The organism is Chitinophagaceae bacterium, from assembly GCA_016710165.1.
Lineage (GTDB): Bacteria > Bacteroidota > Bacteroidia > Chitinophagales > Chitinophagaceae > Ferruginibacter.
Genome location: JADJLJ010000001.1, coordinates 133,095 through 152,994 on the forward strand (window position 1 = coordinate 133,095; position 19,900 = coordinate 152,994).

Annotated in this window: 17 protein-coding genes; 12 read left to right on the top strand and 5 right to left on the bottom strand. The window is 47.2% G+C overall.

Going from position 1 to position 19,900, the window contains the following annotated elements:
* The first annotated feature begins 12 nt into the window (after positions 1-12).
* The 4 genes from IPJ02_00565 (at position 13) to IPJ02_00580 (ending at position 6,467) form a co-directional block, all read left to right on the top strand.
* Complete coding sequence (locus IPJ02_00565) at positions 13-372, top strand: hypothetical protein (protein MBK7374098.1); 360 nt, start codon at positions 13-15, stop codon at positions 370-372.
* An 839-nt stretch (positions 373-1,211) separates the two neighbouring features.
* The gene (locus tag IPJ02_00570; protein MBK7374099.1) at positions 1,212-3,662 is read left to right on the top strand and encodes a M36 family metallopeptidase; all 2,451 of its coding nucleotides are present in this window, start codon (positions 1,212-1,214) and stop codon (positions 3,660-3,662) included.
* Positions 3,663-3,711: 49 nt separating this feature from the next.
* Positions 3,712-4,929 (top strand): hypothetical protein, encoded by a 1,218-nt coding sequence (locus tag IPJ02_00575; protein MBK7374100.1) that lies wholly within the window; start codon positions 3,712-3,714, stop codon positions 4,927-4,929.
* Entirely contained in the window at positions 4,839-6,467 is a 1,629-nt protein-coding gene (locus tag IPJ02_00580) for an HYR domain-containing protein (protein MBK7374101.1), read from the top strand. The genes IPJ02_00575 and IPJ02_00580 overlap by 91 nt, the downstream gene beginning before the upstream one ends.
* A 134-nt stretch (positions 6,468-6,601) precedes the next feature.
* Here the strand turns inward: IPJ02_00580 and IPJ02_00585 are convergent, their stop codons facing one another.
* Positions 6,602-8,113, bottom strand: coding sequence for a catalase (locus IPJ02_00585; protein MBK7374102.1), 1,512 nt, complete (start codon positions 8,111-8,113; stop codon positions 6,602-6,604).
* A gap of 15 nt (positions 8,114-8,128) precedes the next feature.
* Here IPJ02_00585 and IPJ02_00590 point away from each other — a divergent pair, with 15 nt between their 5' ends.
* Positions 8,129-8,329: a hypothetical protein gene (locus IPJ02_00590; GenBank protein ID MBK7374103.1), complete on the top strand. Its 201-nt coding sequence runs from the start codon at positions 8,129-8,131 to the stop codon at positions 8,327-8,329.
* Here IPJ02_00590 and IPJ02_00595 read toward each other — a convergent pair.
* Positions 8,311-9,231: a hypothetical protein gene (locus tag IPJ02_00595; protein MBK7374104.1), complete on the bottom strand. Its 921-nt coding sequence runs from the start codon at positions 9,229-9,231 to the stop codon at positions 8,311-8,313. The two genes, IPJ02_00590 and IPJ02_00595, sit on opposite strands and share 19 nt — an antisense overlap.
* Before the next feature lie 266 nt (positions 9,232-9,497).
* Between IPJ02_00595 and IPJ02_00600 the strand changes: the two genes are divergently transcribed.
* Together IPJ02_00600 and IPJ02_00605 are read left to right on the top strand one after the other, a co-directional pair.
* Positions 9,498-10,637, top strand: coding sequence for a DUF4242 domain-containing protein (locus IPJ02_00600; GenBank protein ID MBK7374105.1), 1,140 nt, complete (start codon positions 9,498-9,500; stop codon positions 10,635-10,637).
* Positions 10,638-10,865: 228 nt separating this feature from the next.
* Positions 10,866-11,138 (top strand): DUF4242 domain-containing protein, encoded by a 273-nt coding sequence (locus IPJ02_00605; protein ID MBK7374106.1) that lies wholly within the window; start codon positions 10,866-10,868, stop codon positions 11,136-11,138.
* 78 nt (positions 11,139-11,216) lie between these two features.
* Here IPJ02_00605 and IPJ02_00610 read toward each other — a convergent pair whose 3' ends face one another.
* Positions 11,217-11,723, bottom strand: coding sequence for an OsmC family protein (locus IPJ02_00610; GenBank protein MBK7374107.1), 507 nt, complete (start codon positions 11,721-11,723; stop codon positions 11,217-11,219).
* Positions 11,724-11,999: 276 nt separating this feature from the next.
* The gene (locus IPJ02_00615; GenBank protein ID MBK7374108.1) at positions 12,000-13,085 is read right to left on the bottom strand and encodes a hypothetical protein; all 1,086 of its coding nucleotides are present in this window, start codon (positions 13,083-13,085) and stop codon (positions 12,000-12,002) included.
* Positions 13,086-13,306: 221 nt separating this feature from the next.
* Here IPJ02_00615 and IPJ02_00620 point away from each other — a divergent pair, with 221 nt between their 5' ends.
* Entirely contained in the window at positions 13,307-14,437 is a 1,131-nt protein-coding gene (locus IPJ02_00620) for a lactonase family protein (GenBank protein MBK7374109.1), read from the top strand.
* 196 nt (positions 14,438-14,633) lie between these two features.
* On the top strand, positions 14,634-15,836 hold the full coding sequence (locus tag IPJ02_00625; GenBank protein ID MBK7374110.1) for an FAD-dependent oxidoreductase: 1,203 nt from the start codon (positions 14,634-14,636) through the stop codon (positions 15,834-15,836).
* A 51-nt stretch (positions 15,837-15,887) separates the two neighbouring features.
* Here IPJ02_00625 and IPJ02_00630 read toward each other — a convergent pair whose 3' ends face one another.
* Positions 15,888-17,480 carry a M1 family metallopeptidase gene (locus IPJ02_00630; protein MBK7374111.1) on the bottom strand — a complete coding sequence of 531 codons (1,593 nt, stop codon included), beginning with the start codon at positions 17,478-17,480 and terminating at the stop codon, positions 15,888-15,890.
* Positions 17,481-17,613: 133 nt separating this feature from the next.
* Between IPJ02_00630 and IPJ02_00635 the strand changes: the two genes are divergently transcribed.
* The 3 genes from IPJ02_00635 (at position 17,614) to IPJ02_00645 (ending at position 19,896) form a co-directional block, all read left to right on the top strand.
* Complete coding sequence (locus IPJ02_00635; GenBank protein ID MBK7374112.1) at positions 17,614-18,051, top strand: nuclear transport factor 2 family protein; 438 nt, start codon at positions 17,614-17,616, stop codon at positions 18,049-18,051.
* A 155-nt stretch (positions 18,052-18,206) separates the two neighbouring features.
* Positions 18,207-19,100, top strand: coding sequence for a hypothetical protein (locus IPJ02_00640; GenBank protein MBK7374113.1), 894 nt, complete (start codon positions 18,207-18,209; stop codon positions 19,098-19,100).
* 7 nt (positions 19,101-19,107) lie between these two features.
* Complete coding sequence (locus IPJ02_00645) at positions 19,108-19,896, top strand: tetratricopeptide repeat protein (protein MBK7374114.1); 789 nt, start codon at positions 19,108-19,110, stop codon at positions 19,894-19,896.
* The last annotated feature ends 4 nt before the right edge of the window (positions 19,897-19,900 follow it).

Sequence of the window (19,900 nt, forward strand, 5' to 3'; positions counted from 1 at the left end):
TAAAACACTTTTATGAAAAAAACAGTTTTGCTATTAGCTGCTTTATTTTGTGTCCTTGCTTCCTGGGCGCAACAGAAAGGCCAGTTCGTTTCAAAAGCGGGCATTGCCAAAGATTTTATTAAACCCCAGGCCATAGCAGCCGGCGCCTCTGCAGCCGATATGGACCAGATGAAGGTCTCTTCAGAAACTTTCAGTAAGCAAAGCGGGGTAACCAATGTGTACTTTCAGCAAACCGTGAACGGCATCCCGGTTTACAATGCCATCCTGAATGTACACATCACCCGGGATAATCAATTGTACTGGCCAACCGGGAACCGTTTAGTAAAAGTGGATCGATGCGGCAATGTCAAAAATGTCCAATCCTTTATCTAAGTCCTCAACAGGCTTTGATGTAACAGCCAGGAAATTGACCGCATCAAAATGCCTGTTGTTATGAATAAAAAGCAAGAGAATGGCCCGAAAGTTTTTATCTGTGTTTGATAAGGGGAAACTGGCACTGGAAGATATCAAAGTGAGCTTGTTTATCAGCCCGTATGAAGCAAAATCAGAAAATTAAAAAAGAAAAAAGTCTGAACAAACGGCAGGCTTACGCCTGGCATGGCAGGTATATATACTACCAATCTACAAGTCCGGACTATTGGCTTGTTTGTATGATGCGATTAATAATAAGACATTACGTGGACAATTTAACCCTTTATGACAATTGGGGGCATCCGTCTGACACTAAACCTGCAACTTACCCGGCACCACGCGTGAATGAAGTCCCGGGTGACAGACAATGATCCCTTCGGAACTAAAAATATTTTTACGAACTCAGGGACATCGCTTAATAACTTATTAGCGGTAAACAATTCATCTTACCGGGTAATACCATACCCGGCTGAAAACCGAACATTGCCGGGCCGGCTGTAAGAACAAATCCATGGCTGGCAGCCCCGGGAAATGCCACCACGTTAGGCTGGCACACCGGCCTTGCAGCAATAGAATATGATTATACCCGTGGTAATAACGTTTGGGCATACCAGGACAGGGTTGCTCCTTCTAATACAGGTACCATTGCTAAATCAGCCAGTTCAACTACAACCCTGCCTGATCTGACATTTGATTTTGTACCTAATTTTACTGTTGATCCATTACAGGAAGCTCCGGTACCAAACAAACAATTTAATGTAACCAACTTATTTTACTGGAATAATATTATACATGATGTCATGTACCAGTACGGCTTTGACGAACCGGCACATAATTTCCAGGATGATAACCTGGGCCGGGGTGGAGTGGGAAATGACCATGTGAATGCGGAAGCCCAGGATGGCAGCGGCACCAATAATGCAAATTTTAGTACCCCAAATGACGGAGCATCCGGCAGGATGCAGATGTATTTATTTAATTTAAACGGCGTAAACCCAAACAGGGATGGTGATGTGGATAACGGTATTATTGTGCATGAATATGGCCATGGCATCAGTATACGGTTAACCGGCGGCGGGGCTACTGTATGTTTATCCGGAGCTGAACAAATGGGTGAGGGATGGAGCGATTATTACGCTTTAATGTTTACCACCAACTGGGCTACTGCTTCAGTAAACGACGGATTTAACATACCCAGGCATATGGGAGCTTATGCACTGAATAATGTAAGCATCTTTGCATGCCCCTATGCGGCTCCGGTACCACCTTGTACGGCTGCACCAAACCTGGGTATCCGCCATTTCCCTTACAGCACCAATATGGCAGTAAATCCCTGGGTATATGCAACTGTCATTCCTTCAAGGGTGCATGACCGTGGTGAAATCTGGGCTGCCATCCTTTGGGATATGACCTGGAATCTGATACAGGCAAGAGGGATCAGTGCGAACCTGTACGATGCCAACGCTACCGGAGGTAATGTTGTTTCTATGCGATTGGTAACAACGGGTTTAAAACTGCAACCCTGCAGTGTTGGCTTCGTGGATGGGCGCAATGCCATACTTGCAGCAGACCAGGCATTATACGGTGGGGCAAACCAATGCCTGATCTGGGAAGCATTTGCCAGGCGGGGTATTGGGTACAGTGCATCTCAAGGCAGCAGTTTAAGTGTTACTGACCAAACGCCGGCTTTTGATCTGCACCCTTCCTGCTTAACTACACCGTATATTGTTACTGCCGGATCGGCCATCACTGCTGAAAGTTGTTCACCGCCGAACTTGGGTATTGATCCGGATGAAACAGTAACGGTTGATCTCACCCTGTCTAATTTGGCACCTGTTGGTACTACCAACCTGGTTGCCACGTTACAAGCCACCGGCGGTGTTACAAATCCCAGTGGTCCTCAGAATTATGGCGTACTGGTTTCAAGCAATCCCGATGTAACCCGTTCATTTAGTTTTACGGCATCAAACGTAGCTTGTGGTGACACCATTACACTTACGCTGCAGTTGCAGGATGGAGCAAATAACCTGGGAAATGTTACCTATAAATTTGCAACTGGTGCGCTTGTTTCGATCTCTAGTGAGAACTTTGATGCGGTTACCGCTCCGTCATTACCTGCCGGTTGGGTTGCAAATAATGAAACGGGTACTTCCGGTCCGTGGCAAACATCGAACGTAGCATCCGTGTCGGCGCCTAATTCCATTTTTGTAGATAACCCGGGCGTTGTTTCGCTCAGAAACATTGAAACGCCATCAATTTTTATAGCATCAGCCGGAAATTCATTGAGTTTCCAGAATAATTATAATACCGAATCCGGCTTTGACGGCGGAGTGCTGGAAATTTCAATTGGTGGAGCTCCTTACCAGGATATCGTGACTGCAGGCGGTACATTCACTGCAGGTGGTTATAACAGAACATTAAGCACTTGTTGTGATAATCCTCTACCAGGCAGGCAGGCATGGTCAGGCAACAGCAATGGTTTTATAACTACTGCTGTTACGTTACCTGCGACCGTAGTTGGTCAAAATGTGACATTCAGGTTCCGCATGGGAACTGATAATTCGATTTCAGCCGTCGGATGGCGAATAGATAATTTCAATATTTTCTCCCGTCAATGTTGCTCATGTACACCACCTGTAATTACATCCCCAACAGTCACGCAGCCAACCTGCCTGGTACCAACGGGAACGATCGTTGTAAATGCAACGGGTAACAGTCCGCTGGAATACAGCGTGGACAACGGCGCTACCTGGCAGCCATCTGCAACGTTCAGCGGCCTGGCACCAAGCAATTACTATATCATTTCGGTCCGGCATATCAGTAACCCAACCTGTGCTTCTACCTACGCAGGTAACCCGGTTGTAATTCATGCAACGGTACCGCCCGTAGTTGCTATAAGTTCCGACGGTCCGATTGAGTTCTGCGCCGGTGGATCGGTCAACCTCAGCGCGGTGGTATTGTACCCGAATTACCTGCGGGTGAATACTCCTTATGCCATTGATATGAGCATAGGTACTGCTAATTTCGGGCCGCCTGTTACAACCACACCGTTAAACGGAGACTTTGTTTATATCCCTGACGGAGCAGCGAGTTATTTGGGATGCTCACCGTATGCAGCCGGATCATTGACCGGTAAAGTGGCTGTGATAGACAGAGGTACCTGCCCATTTGTTATAAAAGCTAAAAATGCCCAGGATGCAGGAGCTATAGGTGTTATTATTGTTAACAACCAAACCGACAGGCCCTTTTAATATGGGCAGCTCAGATCCCAGTATAATTATAACTATTCCGCTGATAAGTATGAGCCAGGCCGATGGTGCGGTCCTAAAGAATATGATAGCGCAGGGAACAACGAACGGCAATACCTTACCGCATACCTATAGTTATCTCTGGTCAACCGGGGCTACTACAGAAACCATCAATGTTACGCAAAGCGGTACATTCAGTGTTCAGGCAACCGATGAGAACGGTTGTACCGGTAGTTCCGATCCGGTGACCGTAACAGTTTACCCGCCTCCGGTAATAACTGCCCCTGCCGTTACCCAGCCAACTTGTTTGGTACCAACCGGTACCATTGTAGTGAATGCGACCGGAACGGGAACACTGGAATACAGTATTGATAATGGCGCTACCTGGCAGCCATCTGCTACTTTCAGCGGCCTGGCACCAAGCAATTATTATATCATTTCGGTCCGGCATATCAGTAACCCAACCTGTGCATCCACGTACGGAGGCAACCCGGTTGTTATTCATGCAACGGTATCACCGGTAGTTGGTATAGGAGCCGACGGTCCCATTGAGTTCTGTGCCGGTGGATCGGTTAACCTCAGCGCTGTGGTAGCATACCCGAATTACCTGCGGGTGCTGACACCATATACCATTGATATGGGCATAGGCACGGCAGTTTTCGGACCACCGATAACAACCACAGCCCTTAACGGAGACTTTGTTTATATCCCTGACGGTACGGCCAGTTATTTGGGATGCTCTCCGTATACAGCCGGATCATTGACTGGTAAAGTGGCGGTGATAGACAGGGGAACCTGCTTATTTACTATAAAAGTTAAAAACGCCCAGGATGCAGGAGCTATCGGGGTGATTATTGTAAACAATAATGCCACAGGCCTTGTAAATATGGGCGGTGCAGATCCAACGATAACCATTCCTTCGGTCTTTGTAAGCCAGGCCGATGGAGCGATCCTCAAGAATATGATAGCCCAGGGAACAACGAACGGTAATACATTACCGCATACCTACAGTTATCTCTGGTCAACCGGTGCTACAACAGAAACCATCAATGTTACGCAAAGCGGCAACTTCTCTGTTACAGCAACGGATGAGAACGGTTGTGCCGGTAGTTCCGATCCGGTGACCGTAACGGTTAATCCAATACCGGATGCGGTGGCCACCCCATCATCACAATCCATTTGTTCGGGTTCATCCATCACTACTATTGTAAACAGTGGCAGTGTTGCCGGTACGGTATTCAACTGGACCGGGATAATACGGTTGATGTAACGGGTATAGCAGCCAGTGGCACAGGAGATATCAGTGGTACATTGACCAATACCACGGCAGCCCCGGTAACCGTGACCTTTACCATCACGCCATCTTATACCAATGGTGATGTAACCTGCACGGGAACACCGATCACGGCAACGGTAACGGTAAACCCGGCGCTGCATTTTGCCTGCCCGGCTAATATGGTTGAGACGATCACTGACGTGATCTGTTTCAAAGCGGTGAATACACCCAACCCCAGTTTCTGCGGTACGCTTACCAAGCTCACCTGGAAACTGACGGGAGCTACGGTGCTGAGTTCACCAACCAGCGGTATCAACTACCTGGGATTACGGAATATGAATGTGGGTACTACCACGGTTACTTATACAGCCACTTTTACCGGTGGTATTGTAAGGACCTGTTCCTTCACGGTGCTGGTAAAAGAGACCATCGCACCTACGATCCTTTGCCCTGCAGACAAACACGTGAACACAGACCTGGGTAAATGTTATAAGACCGGCCCGGTAAGCCTGGGCACGCCAACGGTTACTGATAACTGCGGTATCGCATCGGTTACCAATGATGCCCCGGCTGTTTACCAGAAGGGCGTGAATTATGTGACCTGGACGGTAACCGATAAGAGCGGCAATACCCGTACCTGTGTACAACGGGTAACGGTGAACGATGTGGAGAAGCCTACCATTACCTGTCCTGCCAGTGTGATCGTAAATACAGGGGCAGTATGTACGGCTACCCCGGTAACCTTACCGCCGCCGGTATTTAATGACAACTGCGGCGTAACCAAATTAATATGGGCCATGACAGGAGTTACATCAGGAGGATCTCCCAATACGGGCATCAACTATGTACCAACGATGAACTATGCTACCGGTGTAAGCACCATTGTTTATACTGCCTTTGATGAAACGGGCAATGCAAGGACCTGTACGTTCACCGTAACGGTGAAGGATGTAACGCCGCCAACGCTTGTATGTCCGCCGGCACAAACCTTCTGTAAGGTTGCCAATAACACGTACAGCGTTCCACCGCTGGTACAGAGTGATAATTGTGTGATAGCCCTTACCAATTTCCGGATCACGGGAGCCACGAGCCGCACGGGATCGGGTATCAATGCAAGCGGAATATTTAACCTGGGATTATCCACGATCACCTGGACGGTGAAGGATGTGAATGGTAATATAGCAACCTGTGCCACTACGGTAACGGTAGTGCCGACAACTGATCCATTCTGCAACCCGCTGCCACGAACAGATCCGGGCGCCATACCTAAATATACCGAGCCGGAGGTTCCGGGCTTATCGGTAACGGCATGGCCTAACCCAACCAGCAGTTATTTTAACCTGAAAGTGAAGAGCCGGTCACAAGAAGCGGTTGAGATCCGTATGATCGATATGACGGGTAAGCTGGTTCAGGTGCGGAAGGGTATAGCAGGAGAGACCTACCTGTTTGGCAGCAATGCCGTATCGGGTATGTATATCCTGGAAGCAAGCCAGGGAGGTAAAACAGTACGGACCAAAGTGGTCAAACAATAAATAAGTTAACCCCCATCTTTTCAGGCCATCCGTTCAACCGGGTGGCCTTTTTTATTTTCCCCCGGTGAAAGCCTCCGGGTTAAATAAAAGGGAACATAATTTTATGTTCCCTTTCTTCTTCACAAGGCATACACTCATGCCATTTCCGGATGACGTTTCAACTGGGCCATCACTTTATCTGTATCCACCTGCAATCCTTTTGCTATTTCTTCTCCCAATTGCTCATCCGCCCTGAACCAGTGGCACAACTGCCGGTTAATGATCGCTTCTCTTTCCGGTCCGCTGATACCTTTCATGGCTTCAACAATATTATGAATGGTATCCCTCTTTTCCCGCTCGTTCATCACTTTGCGGAACAATATGCCCGGCTGGGTGTAGTGATCATTATCCCCTTCCGCATTGCGGTCGTACCAATCAGCCACCTGGCTTTCCATCACCATGGCGGGTTGCTGGTATTTCATATCCACATAGATCTCATCAAAACTGTTGGGATAATAATTGGCAGCGCTTCCGCCGTTCTGGTCTACCCGCATCATGCCGTCTCGGTGATAATTGTTCACGGCAAACGGGCATTGGTTTACGGGTATCTGCTCAAAATTGACTCCCAGGCGATAACGTTGTGCATCGGGATAAGAAAGCAATCTTCCCTGCAGCATTTTATCGGGTGAGTAGCTGATGCCATCCACCACGTTGGCGGGCGCAAAAGCTGCCTGTTCCACATCCCGGAAGTAGTTTTCGGGTATCTTATTTAATTCCATTTCGCCCACTTCGATCAGCGGGTAATCCTTGTGCGGCCAAACCTTGGTGAGGTCGAACGGATTCCATTGGTAGTTCTTGGCATCTTTTTCGGGCATGATCTGCACCTTCAGTATCCATTTTGGGAAATTGCCTTTTTCAATGGCTTCCACCATATCCCGTTGTGCATGATCCGGATCTTTTCCTTTCATTTCAATGGCTTCTTCGTTGTTGAAATTCTTGATGCCTTGTTTGGTGATGAAATGGAATTTCACCCAGAATTTCTGGTTATGTGCATTGATGAAGGAATAGGTATGACTGCCAAAGCCGTGCATATTGCGGAAGCTGAACGGGGTACCCCGGTTGCTCATCAGGATCAGCACCTGGTGCAGGCTTTCGGGATTCAATGACCAGAAATCCCACATCATCGTCGGGCTTTTGCAATTTGTTTTGGGGTCCCTTTTCTGCGTGTGAATGAAGTCACTGAATTTTTTCGGGTCTTTAATGAAGAACACCGGCGTGTTGTTACCGGTAAGGTCCCAGTTGCCGTCTTCGGTATAGAACTTAACAGCAAAACCACGGGGATCCCTTTCACTGTCGGCCGAACCCTTTTCGCCACCAACGGTGGAGAAGCGTACAAAGACCTTTGTTTCTTTTCCTATGGTATCAAACAGTTTCGCCTTCGTGTATTTGCTGATGTCGTGGGTAACGGTGAATTTTCCGAATACGCCTGTGCCTTTTGCATGAACAACCCTTTCCGGGATCCTTTCCCTGTTGAAATGGGCCATCTTTTCATGAAGGATATAATCCTGCAGCAGCACCGGGCCCCGTGAGCCGATGGTCATCGAATTTTCGTGTTCTGCATAGGGAATACCGGATGCAGAGGTCAGTTTGATTATCTTCTTATTCATAAAATTTCCTTTGAAGTGAAGAATGTTGTTTCGATCGAAGGCCGGGATGCAGCAAAGAGAAGGGCTGCATTCCGCAGCATCGTAAGTTACGTTTTGCCAACGCCGGTTTCAATGACGGGCATCATCAAAAATCATGAAGGTCATCACCGGGATGGCGTGCCCGGGAGATCTACCCGGCCATTGCACAGGGGCAGACATTATTCTTTCCGGAAATAATCCCCGGTATTGATGAAATATTCCTCTTTCATCAGCTGCATCATTTCCGCTTTCGTCCAGTTGCAGTTAAAATAGAACAGGTCTGATCTCGAACTTTTGGGATAGAACATGGAGGGCAGTGTTTTTGCCTTTACCGAACATTCCCATACCCTGAATGTTGCTGCGGACGTTTTTTCCAGGATAAAGATCTGCCACCAGGGACTATGTTCACCCAGTACCCGGCTGCGGATATTGAGTACATGAAAACGATCGTCGAGCTTCCGTAAAAAAGCATTCTCCCCCAGGTCGATGCAAATGGTATCCCGTTTGGCAACAATGATCGTGTCTTTATCAAGTACATACGGATATCCTTTATCCAGGTATCCCTTGTCGTCTGTTTCATAGATCATGTTCCCATAGAGCAGGTAATTTTCCAGTGTATCCACGGGCCTTTTTAAACTGTCGTATTCGACGGACCGTAGCCAGTTGTATGTATTATCCCCCGAATAAATGAACTCCGAACTTTTATTCAGCTTCGGCCAGGCGCCGGTCACGATCTTATCGGTGGAAAAGAAGAGCAACTGGATATTTTTTTTATTTATGATGATGAATGAACTGTCTTCTTTGGCAAAGGGAGCAATGCCGTTGGCGCCGGTAGTACCCTGCAGGTCTGGATACGGGCCACCCTGACCATCCTGTTGCCCGGAAATTTTCACTGTATCAGTGAATTCAAAAGAATACGTACCGGTATCCTGTGAATACCACTTGCCCAGGTATCCTTCCGGGAACTCAACGATATTTTCCCGGCCTGCGGGCTGGGGGGCAGAAAAATAAAATTCCGTGCAGGAAAATAAAAGCAGTTGCATGAAGAACAGTGCTGCCAGGCCACCGGATCTGAAATAATGGTGAAGGCGCACTCTCATACTCCGGAATTTTGTGGAAAGCTACAACAGGCGGACTTTAATAATAATGATATCCATCATCAAATCACTTGATCTGGGATTATTTCCGGAAATTCATAAAAGGATCCCCGTTCCTGTGCATGGAAATGGGCAACTGTATAACTGTATTCTGCTATTCTCCGCATAAATATTGACTTACTCAGAATTCCAGTATATCTTTAACTCGCTTTTTTGAAGCGGATGATATGGGTGCGGGAATTCCCGGTTTGATCTAAACAGAAACAGGTATGCCTATCTACATGGATGTTCACATTGTTCCGGGTGTTAAGGCCCGGGGTGTAGCGGAAGCCCATCACAAGGACCTGATGCACCAGGATGAATTTGCATGCAAATGCATGACCTACTGGATCGATGAGGAAAGGGAAAATGTTTTTTGCCTCATCGAAGCGCCATCAAAAGAAGCAGTGGAGGAGTTGCACGGAAAGGCGCATGGCCTGATACCAAACAGGATCATTGAAGTGAGCCCCGACGTGGTGTCTTCCTTTTTGGGAAGGATATATGATCCTTCAGAAGCAGAAACTACGGATGATGGGTTAAAGGTCTTTGCGGACCCTTCCTTCCGGACCCTGGTAGTGATCCGGACTGCAGACCCCGTTTTATTGCAAAATAAACTTGGCACTGAAAGATCCTATGAGCTGCTGAACAGGCAAAATGATACCATCAGGAGGAACCTGTTGCGTCATGGGGGAAGGGAAGTGGAACACAGCGGAACCGGGTTCATCCTTTCATTCACATCGGCATCCAAAGCTGTTTCCTGTGCACTGGCCATTAAACAGGAAATGCAGGAATACAATGATGGGGCAAGCGCTGTACAGGTAGCCATCAATGCAGGCGAACCGGTTGAAAAAAGCAACCATTTGTTTGGTGATACCCTTCAACTGGCCGGGTATATGTGTGCCATTGCAGGCAATATGCAGATCGTGGTTGCATCGGCCGTTAAGGAACTGGTGGCAAAAGATCATTTTCAGATCAAGGGGGGCGGTCTTTTGGCGTTGTCGCCACTGGATGAGACCTTGCTGGGATCCCTGTTTGGTAACCTGGAAAAGAACTGGCAGGATGCTGAATTTGATATTGAGGACTACTGCAGGGCCATGGCCATGAGCAAATCGCAGTTGTACCGGAAGACCATTCAGCTTACCGGGTTATCACCCAATATACTGCTGAAGGAATTCAGGCTGGCGAAAGCCAAAGACCTGATGCGGAAGAACCCATACAGCATTTCACAGATAACTTTTGAATCGGGATTCAGCAGCCCATCCTACTTTACCAAGTGTTTTAAAAAGAAGTACGGCCTCCTGCCCATGGCCTATCTCGAACTGCTGCACCAGGCCATCCATTTCCGGCGACCAGATTTTACCATTCATTGAACGATTTGTTTCAGTTCATTTACCATTCATTGACTGATTTGTTACAGCCCGGCGGTGCATACCGGTATTAGTTTTATGTCATCTTCTAACAATTCAAAAACTACTGTTATGAAATGCATCGCCAACCGCTTAACACTGCTCATTACCATCATTCTTTTCACCGGTTATGCTTCTATGGCACAAACCGCAAAACAAACAGACAATTCTAAAACACAAAACGCAACAGAAATGAAAACCTATCTTATTGAAAGGGAAATTCCCGACGCCGGGAAATTCACGGCAGAACAATTAAAAGGCATCTCGCAGAAATCATGCTCGGTACTTACCGAAATGGGACCCGATATCCAGTGGCTGCAGAGCTATGTGACCGGAAACAAGATCTATTGTATTTACAAAGCCAAAAATGCAGAGCTTATTAAAGAGCATGCAAAAAAAGGTGGCTTCCCTGCCAACACAATTGTGGAGGTTGGAACCATTATTAGTCCGGCTACGGCAAAATAACGTTGAATGCAATGAGCAATAATAAAGCCCGTTTCCAAACGGGCTTTATTATTTTATGTATGTATTGTTAATGAATGTTCAGCTCGTATGATATTTTGTTTCAACGATTACTCCCCGGGCCAGTGTCTGGTAAACCACGCAGTACCGTTCGGTGAGTTTGGCCAGGCTTTCCAGTTGTTCGGTTGTTGCATTTGATTCCAGTATGAAATCCAGCCGGATGCTTTTAAAACCAACAGGCACTTCTTTTGAAACACCCAGCGTACCCCGGAAGTCAAGATCACCTGCTGCTTTTACCGTTCCGTTCTTTATCTCCACCCCGATAGCGGTTGCCACTGCCTGTAGGGTAACCCCGGCGCAGGCAACCAGGGCTTCTAAAAGCATATCTCCCGAACAGGCCAACATGCCCGTTCCACCCGTGGCGGGGTGAAGCCCGGCTTCGGTCATTGCCTTACCGGTATCTACCTTGCAGGATATTCCTTCCCCGATCTTTCCTTCTGCCCTTAATGTGATCATGGCAGATCCCGGGTCTTCCCGGTATTTTTCTTTGAGAGGCGTCTGTAATTCTTTAAGTGCTGCAGCATCCATGACCAGTAGTTTTGTTACAGGAAAGATACGGGCTAAATCCAGAAGATCTGCCGGTACGTTAAACAATGGTAGTGCATCCGTTTGAAAAAATAGTTGTCAGCCTGAGCTTGTCGAAGGCGGTTTAGCAGTACGATTTGCTTTGATATCCCGATAACTATCGGGACAGCATGACAGGATTTGTAGTTAAAAATTTTCAAACGGATGCACTACTTGCCGGTACGTTAAACCATGCTTCATGCCGGAAGATGCCAGGAAACATGTGTATTGCAGAACAGCCTATTTTACGGAAACAGCTTCTTTTTCAAACGGACCTTTAAAGCTGGAGGGGTCGATACTGAAATGACGGGTATAGATATTATTGGTTTGAAAAAGGTTCCTGAGCCAGATGGCCGTGCGTTCAAACGCTTCCCCATCCCGGGTATCATAATCGTTCAGGATCAATCCCCTGGCTTCCTTCATCATCATCTGCGGATCGTCTAAATAGTAATACAGCACGGCCAGGTTAAAGTAGCTGGCGTACCGCATTTTGCGGTCGTGCTTGCTGGAACTTGAATAGGTTGTTTTAATGCGTTCAAAATAATCAATAACGGGTTTCAGCTTTTCTTTTGCTTTTTCAATGGAGCTGTCGGCATTCATGCTGAACAAAACATCGGTCAACTGACGGAAAGCCTGCCGGTGGTCATCGTATTCGGGGTGTTTCCGGCTGTCGATGATCCACATCCTGTCCCTTGAACTTACTTTGCTGAATCCAAAATTTTCGGTGATGTTCCCGCTGAGTGTATGCATGGCATTGTTAACGCACCTGCGATACAGGTCTTCTGTGATCTTTAACGTATTCAGCATGAAATAGCCCTGTGCCAATGGCCTGAGTGCGAACTCCGGGCTGTTGTACGTGTACTTGTATCTCCGGCTTGCCAGGTCAATGTCCATGATATGAGCGCCTTTGTAATCGGTGATGGTTGCCTTTGCTGCAAAACTGTATCTCACTTCTTCATGGTAATAGGTGCGGTTACCGGTTACCTGGCCGGACCTGTTCTTAACCTGTTCTGATCTTTCCCTCACCGAGATCGATTCGGGCAACAGGTCTTCGAGGTTTACTTTTATGGTAAGATGGCCTCCCTCGGGTAATTTCCTCCAGCCGTCCAGCAACACGGTCTTTTCCGGCGACATATCATCCAGGAATGACTGCATCAGCCGGGTCCCTTCAATCACCACGTTATACGTGCGGTAGGTACTGTCTATCTTCATTACAGGAAGCGACCGGTACTGAACCGTAAAACTATAGGGATCAAGGTCCACTTTTTTTTGAGCTGATACGAATAAGGGGATCGGGCACAGGATCAGGAGGTAAAGCTTTTTCACAAATGGGATTTTATTCAGTTAAAACGAAAAGATGGAGAAAATATTACTTCAGCAGTTACAGGTTTTGGGCGGAACCAAATGTGCGATTGGTCACCGGCCCCGGGACCTTGACTTATTGAAAATCAAAGCAATTTGAGTTTTAACGGGTAAAAAAAAACAGGAGTTAAACGGGGATCGAACCGGATAGTATCCAATCATGTAAAGCTGTTGTATATTCGGGTATGAAGCATAAATTTTATTTAACCGCCCTGCTTTCCATTCTGGGTTTTGTAACCGCTGCGCAGGAGCAGTACTATCTTATCACGGGCACATATACGGGGGGGTTGAGTGAAGGCATCTATGTATACCAGTTCAACAGTGGAGATGGTTCATTTAAAGAGATCAGCCACGTGAAAATTTCCAATCCTTCATTTGTAACAGTTTCACCGGATGAGAAATTTGTATATGCCGTCCAGGAAGATGCTGCCAGTAACGGGAAGGGTGGAGAAATAACTGCATTCGCTTTTAATAAACAAACAGGCAAGCTTGCCTATATCAACGAACAGCCATCGGGGGGTGATCATCCCTGTTATGTGACCGTAGATAAAACGGGCAGGTGGGTGGTGGCCGGTAATTACAGCAGCGGAAGTTTATCGGTGCTCCCGGTACAGCCCGATGGGAGCCTGGGTGTTGCCGCCAGTATTATCCAGCATAAAGGATCGGGTGTGAATAAACAAAGACAGGCTAAGCCACATGTTCATTGTACCATCTTTTCTGCAGATAACCGTTTTCTTTTTGTGCCCGACCTGGGAATAGATAAAGTGATGATCTATGCATTTGATGAAGCCACCGGGAAACTTGAGCCTGCCCCGCAGCCCTTTGCCCGATCAACCGACGGGGCAGGGCCAAGGCATTTGTGTTTTCATCCCTCCGGAAAATATGCTTATTTAATAGAGGAATTGAGCGGTACCGTGCTGGTCTTTGATCAGCAGAACGGAACGCTGAAAAGCAAACAACGCATCAGCAGCATGCCGGCAGGAGATACCGGTTTTGCCGGCAGTGCAGACATACATGTTTCTCCCGACGGTAAATTCTTATACGCTTCCAACCGTGCAGACGCAAACACGATAGCCATTTTCAGCATCCATAAAAGAACCGGGCAACTCTCCCTGGTCGGTCACCAGTCAACACTCGGAAAGACACCCCGGAACTTTAATTTTGATCCTTCCGGGAAATTCCTGTTGGTAGGCAATCAAAATTCCGATGAGATCGTGATCTTTAAAAGAGATGCCCGAACGGGTTTGCTTACTGATACGGGAAAGCGTATCAAAACAGGAAAGCCGGTTTGTTTAAAATGGATCCGCGTTCAATAGCCAGGCCATGGCCATAAAAACAATATTCCTTACTGAACAATGTTGCCGGTAAGCCGGGTACCTGATATCCGCCATAACATACCCTGATCGTCATCAGTTTATACTGCTACTGTAACAATTGTTACAGGTCCCCGCGCAGTATACGTGCGAACTTTACACCGTAAACATTAATCTTCATCTCTTTAAATAGCCCGTTATGAAAAAGATAGTAGTAGTAGGAGGAAATTTCGCAGGATCCACTGCAGCCCTCGAATTAAAAAGAAAAATGAAAGAAAAAGTGGAAGTGACCGTGATAGACCGCAACGAAGACTTTTTATACATACCCTCCCTCATCTGGGTTCCCATTAAGCGCAGGGAAGTAAGTGAAATATCAACACCCCGCCGGATCGTTTTTGAAAGCAGGGGCGTAAAATTTGTGTGCACCACTGCGTTAAATGTTGACCCGGATACACAGGTGGTATATACCGAAAAAGGGAATTATCCCTATGATGAACTGATCATTGCCACCGGGCCAAAAGTGAATTTCGACATTGCCCCCGGTGTGCGGGAATATGCTTCATACATTGGCACACCCACCGGCGCCATGAAAACAAGGGAGAAACTGGAAGAATTCAAGAAAGATCCAGGGCCCATTGTGATCGGCGCCACTCAAAATGCCGGATGTATGGGAGCTGCCTATGAATTCTTATTCAACATAGAAAAATGGCTGCGTGACCAGAACATCCGGAAGAAAGTGGACCTGTATTGGATAACCCCGGAAGATTACCTGGGCCACTTTGGTATTGACGGGATGCCCGGCGGCGAAGGAATGCTGAAAATGTTCATGAAAATGTTCAACATCCATTACCGCACACAGGTAGGGGTTAAGGAAGTTACTGCCAACAGCATTATTCTCAGCAACGGGGAAACCATTGCCACCCGTTTTATCATGCTGATGCCTCCCTTCCTGGGGGTTGACTTTATCCGCAACTCTCCCAAACTGGATTCAAAGGCCAATGGATTCCTGGATGTGGAAGGAACTTACCAGCACAAGAAATATAAAAATGTGTGGGGCGCCGGTCTGACCGTGGATGTACCTGCACCATTCACTTCTAAAAAGGTCCCGTATGCGGTTCCTAAAACAGGTTACCCCAGCGATGAGACCGGGAAGATCGTAGCAGAGAATATCATCCGCCTCAGCAGGGGAGAAACAAAACTGAGATCAAAAAAATGGGGACAGATCAGCGGGCTTTGTGTAATGGATGCCGGTAAAAAAGAAGTGCTTATTGTAAGCAACCATCTTTTTAAACCAAGGTCATTTGCCATCATGCTGCCGAATATTTTTTACGACTTCAACAAAGTGATCCTGGAAAAATACTTTATGTGGAAACTGAGGCATGGTTATTCTTTCCTGCCCTAGTTAATGTTTACAAAGTAAAAGTCCTCCCGCCTCAGGGGGAGGACTTTTACTTTATTCCATGATCAGTTTCTTCAGGTAAAATACATTGGGATCTACCTGTATGGGAGTTTTACTTGTTATGATGGAGCCTTTCTTATCAATGGTCATCCGCTTTGACCCTGCATCGGTAATGATCTCAACGGGAAGGGGCATATCCATGTTCAGCAGTTTAACCAGGTATTTGTCATCGCCTGTCTGCCTTACATGTATTTCCAGTTTATCGGTGGTATATAAAAAGAGCTGGAATAAAGACTTCAGGCTCTTGCCATGAGCGCCGCTGAAAAGCTGTTCCACATCAGTTGTGGTCACGGTATTGTCGTACGTATACTGCGGTGCCGTAGCCAGTTTTTTCAATGTTGGAAAAAATACTTCATCGCCCATTACATAGCGCAGGGTGTGCATGAAGAATGCGCCTTTGCCATAAATGTCGCTGTAGTAAGCGCTGTCCGAATCTACTTCTTCACCCCGCACAACGGGCAGGCGGTTTTGTGTGGCCCGGGCTGTCTGCTGCATTCTTTTTAAATAGGCATCTTCACCGGCCAGTTCCCGGGTGGCCATGGCGTCACCAAAAACACAGATGCCTTCCTGGATCCACATATGCGCCCAATCGCGGTTGGTTACTTTATTGGCCCACCACTCGTGCCCGAACTCGTGGTGCAGCAACCAGTCAAAATCTTTTCCACCCACCTGGGTATATTTGTATTTGTTGCCATAGGCTATATTGGTCTGGTGTTCCATGCCCAGGTGGGGTGTTTCAGAGGCAGCGATGCGCTCCTTTACCCAGGGATATTCACCAAAATATTTTTCCTGTATGCGGCAGGTCTGTTCGTAAAGGTCCAGCAGTTTTTCTGCCTTATCAAGATTTTCCTCCAGCACATAATATTCCATCGGAACCTTGTTGCCGTTAACCGTTGTGTACATACGTTTAACCACTTTGTATCTGGCAACATTGAATACAATGCAGTAATTGCTGATGGTGTAATTGGTCTTATAGTGATAGGTTGACTTTTCTTTTTTGGTGCTCACCTTTTGCAGCAGCCCGGGTGCCGCCACTACCAGTCCTTTGGGAACGGTGATGATCATATCGGCTCCCTCATTGGGTTCATCACTGGGATGGTCTTTGCAGGGGAAATAAATTTTACCACCCTCGCCCTGGCAGGTAACTGCTATCCAGGGATTGCCCTTGCTGTCTTTCTCCCACTGGAAGCCACCCACCCAGGGAGCCCTTTCAGCAATACCCGGTTTGCCCCCGTACGCAATTTTCACATTTACTTTTCCAACAGGCAGTTGCTGCTGCAAACTGATCTTTACCAGGTCGTCGTTGCCGTGAGTAAAACTGTTTGTCTTGCCATTTACCCAAACCCGGCTAACGGTAAGACCATGCCAGAAATCAAACAGGAGCATATTCGTGGCCTGTGAAAGATTGAGATCGATCTCGGTATAGCCATTAATGGTCTTTTGTTCCGGGTCCACGTCCAGTGCAACGGTATAATGCCGGATGTCCATGATGGCCTGCTCAGGTTTGAGTTTGCCGCCTGATCTCAAATTTTGTGCAGCGGCGCCGAATGCCGTGATCAATAGAACGAAAGATAAAACTGTACGCATGACGGTAGTTTTGGTGAAATTGATTTGATAGTTGTAAGGTAAAGTTAATTGCTCATTCTGTACAACAGTATTTACATGAACGGCCGGTCATCTGGCCGGATAATCCATATTTTTAGTTCCTAAAACTTCAGCCATGAAACAGATCATCTCCACAGTATTATTATGTCTTGTCATAACGTTTGCATCCGCCCAGGAGGCGCGGGCGAAAGTAGAAGCCGCCTGCCTGGATTATATTGAAGGCTTTTATGAAGGCGATACCAGCAAACTCATCCGCAGCATAAAACCCAGCCTTTACAAATCTGGTTACTGGAAGAATAAGAATACCGGCAAGTATGAACCCGACGGGCAGATGACCTTTCAGCAGGCCATTGATTATGCCAAAAGGGTAATGGCAAAAAAGAATTTTGCCAAAGCAGGTGCCCCAAAAAAAGTGGAGGTGCTGGATATCATGCATTCGGTTGCCGCCGCCAAAGTGACCGCCTGGTGGGGGGTGGATTATATTTTACTTTCCCGGCAGGGCGACAAATGGATGATCGAAGAAGTGCTTTGGGAAGGGCCGCTGGAAATGTAGCTTACCGGCATGGCGGATTTGTACATGGCCGGGAATATGCCCTGTATGCATTGAGGAAAGATCGGGTGAAAAAATTAACCAGCCTGTTTTAACCGTTTATACATTTTCAACGCATCCGTCTTGTTGAATATCATAACTTTCTGAAAACATCAGCCATGAAAAAAATAGTCCTTCTCCTTTTATGGGGCAGCATTGCCGTACCTGTGTATGCCCAGGAAGGGCATCCCGTTACGCCTGCTGTTTCAAAAACCGCTGTCGGGAAACTTACCAGCACTGACTGGCAGTATGATCTGCGTTTTTTACAACAGACGGTTCAAAAAGACTATCCATTTCTTTTTAAAAAGATCACTGCGGAAGCATTCGATGCGGAAGTGGAGAAACTGTACAAGCAGATCCCTTCCCTGCAGCACCACGAGGTGCTGGCTGGAATTGCCCGCATCGTGTCTTCCTTCAAATACGGGCATACGGATATCAGCTGGAGGGAATCCCCGGTGAAGTACCAGGTGGCTCCCATCAACTTTTACCATTTTTCTGATGGCATTTACGTTGAAGGCGCTGCCCGGGAGTATGCACAGGTGGTGGGAGCAAAACTGCTGAAAGTGGAAGGAGTTCCCGTTAATCAGGTACTGGAAGCTGTGCGGCCCCTGGTGCCGGCGGAGAACGAACAATATTTTAAATCAAATGGACCGGATTACCTGGTCATTCCCGAAGCATTGCATGCACAGAAAGTAATTAAACAATTGAAGCAATCGGTCACCTATACCTTCGAAAAGGACGGCAAGACCTTTGAGCAGGTAATTGCAGCAAGAGATGCGTTCCGCCTGCCAAGGAGGTATGGCTTCGTTACCCCAGGCACAGATTGGGTAAGTTCACGCAGCCAGTCTGAGATACCTAATTACCTCAAAGACCTGGACAAGATCTATTATTTTGAATACCTGCCTGCCACCAAAACAGTTTATGTACGTCACAGCCAGATACTGGATGATCCGCAGGAACCCATCCCTGCATTTTACAAAAAGTATTTGATTTCATTGATAAGAACGATGTGAGCGCCTGGTGCTGGATGTGCGGTTGAATGGCGGCGGTAATAATTATAAAAATAAACCAATCGTAACCGGGATCATAGAGAACAGGAAGATCAACCTGCCGGGGAAATTATTTGTCATCATAGGCCGCCGTACTTTTTCTGCCTGCCAGAACCTGGTCAATGAACTCAGCAATTATACCAATGCCCTGTTTGTGGGTGAACCAACGTCGGAGAACATTAATTTTTACGGGGATAACCGGCGTGTTGTACTGCCACGGTCCGGCACACCGGTATTCCTTTCCTTTGCCTGGTGGCAGGATAAACCGCAATGGGAGAATGCCGACTGGCTCGGTCCGCAACTGGCAGTGGATATGAGCTTTGAAGAATACCGGACAAATAAGGACCCGGCACTGGAAGCCTGTCTGAATTTCTCCGGGAAGGATGTGATACTCGATCCCATGGCCCGGCTGCGGGACCTGTTCTTAGCGGGCAAGCCGGATGAAGTAGAGAAGGAAGCAAAAAAAATGATCGGCGATCCGAAGTACCGGTATATAAATTTTGAATCCAGGATAAATGATGCCGGCTACAGTATGCTTAACGGAAAACAGGCGGAGGCTTCCCTTTTTGTTTTTCAACTTAATACCAGGTTATTTCCAAAATCAGCCAATGCCTGGGATAGCATGGCTGAAGCATGCTGGAAACTGAAACAAAAAGACAAGGCTATCGAATATTATAATAAGGCCATTGAACTCGACCCGCATGGCGCCACAGGAGAAAATGCCCGGAGGATGCTGAAGCAGGTGCAGGCTGAGAAGTAAAAAA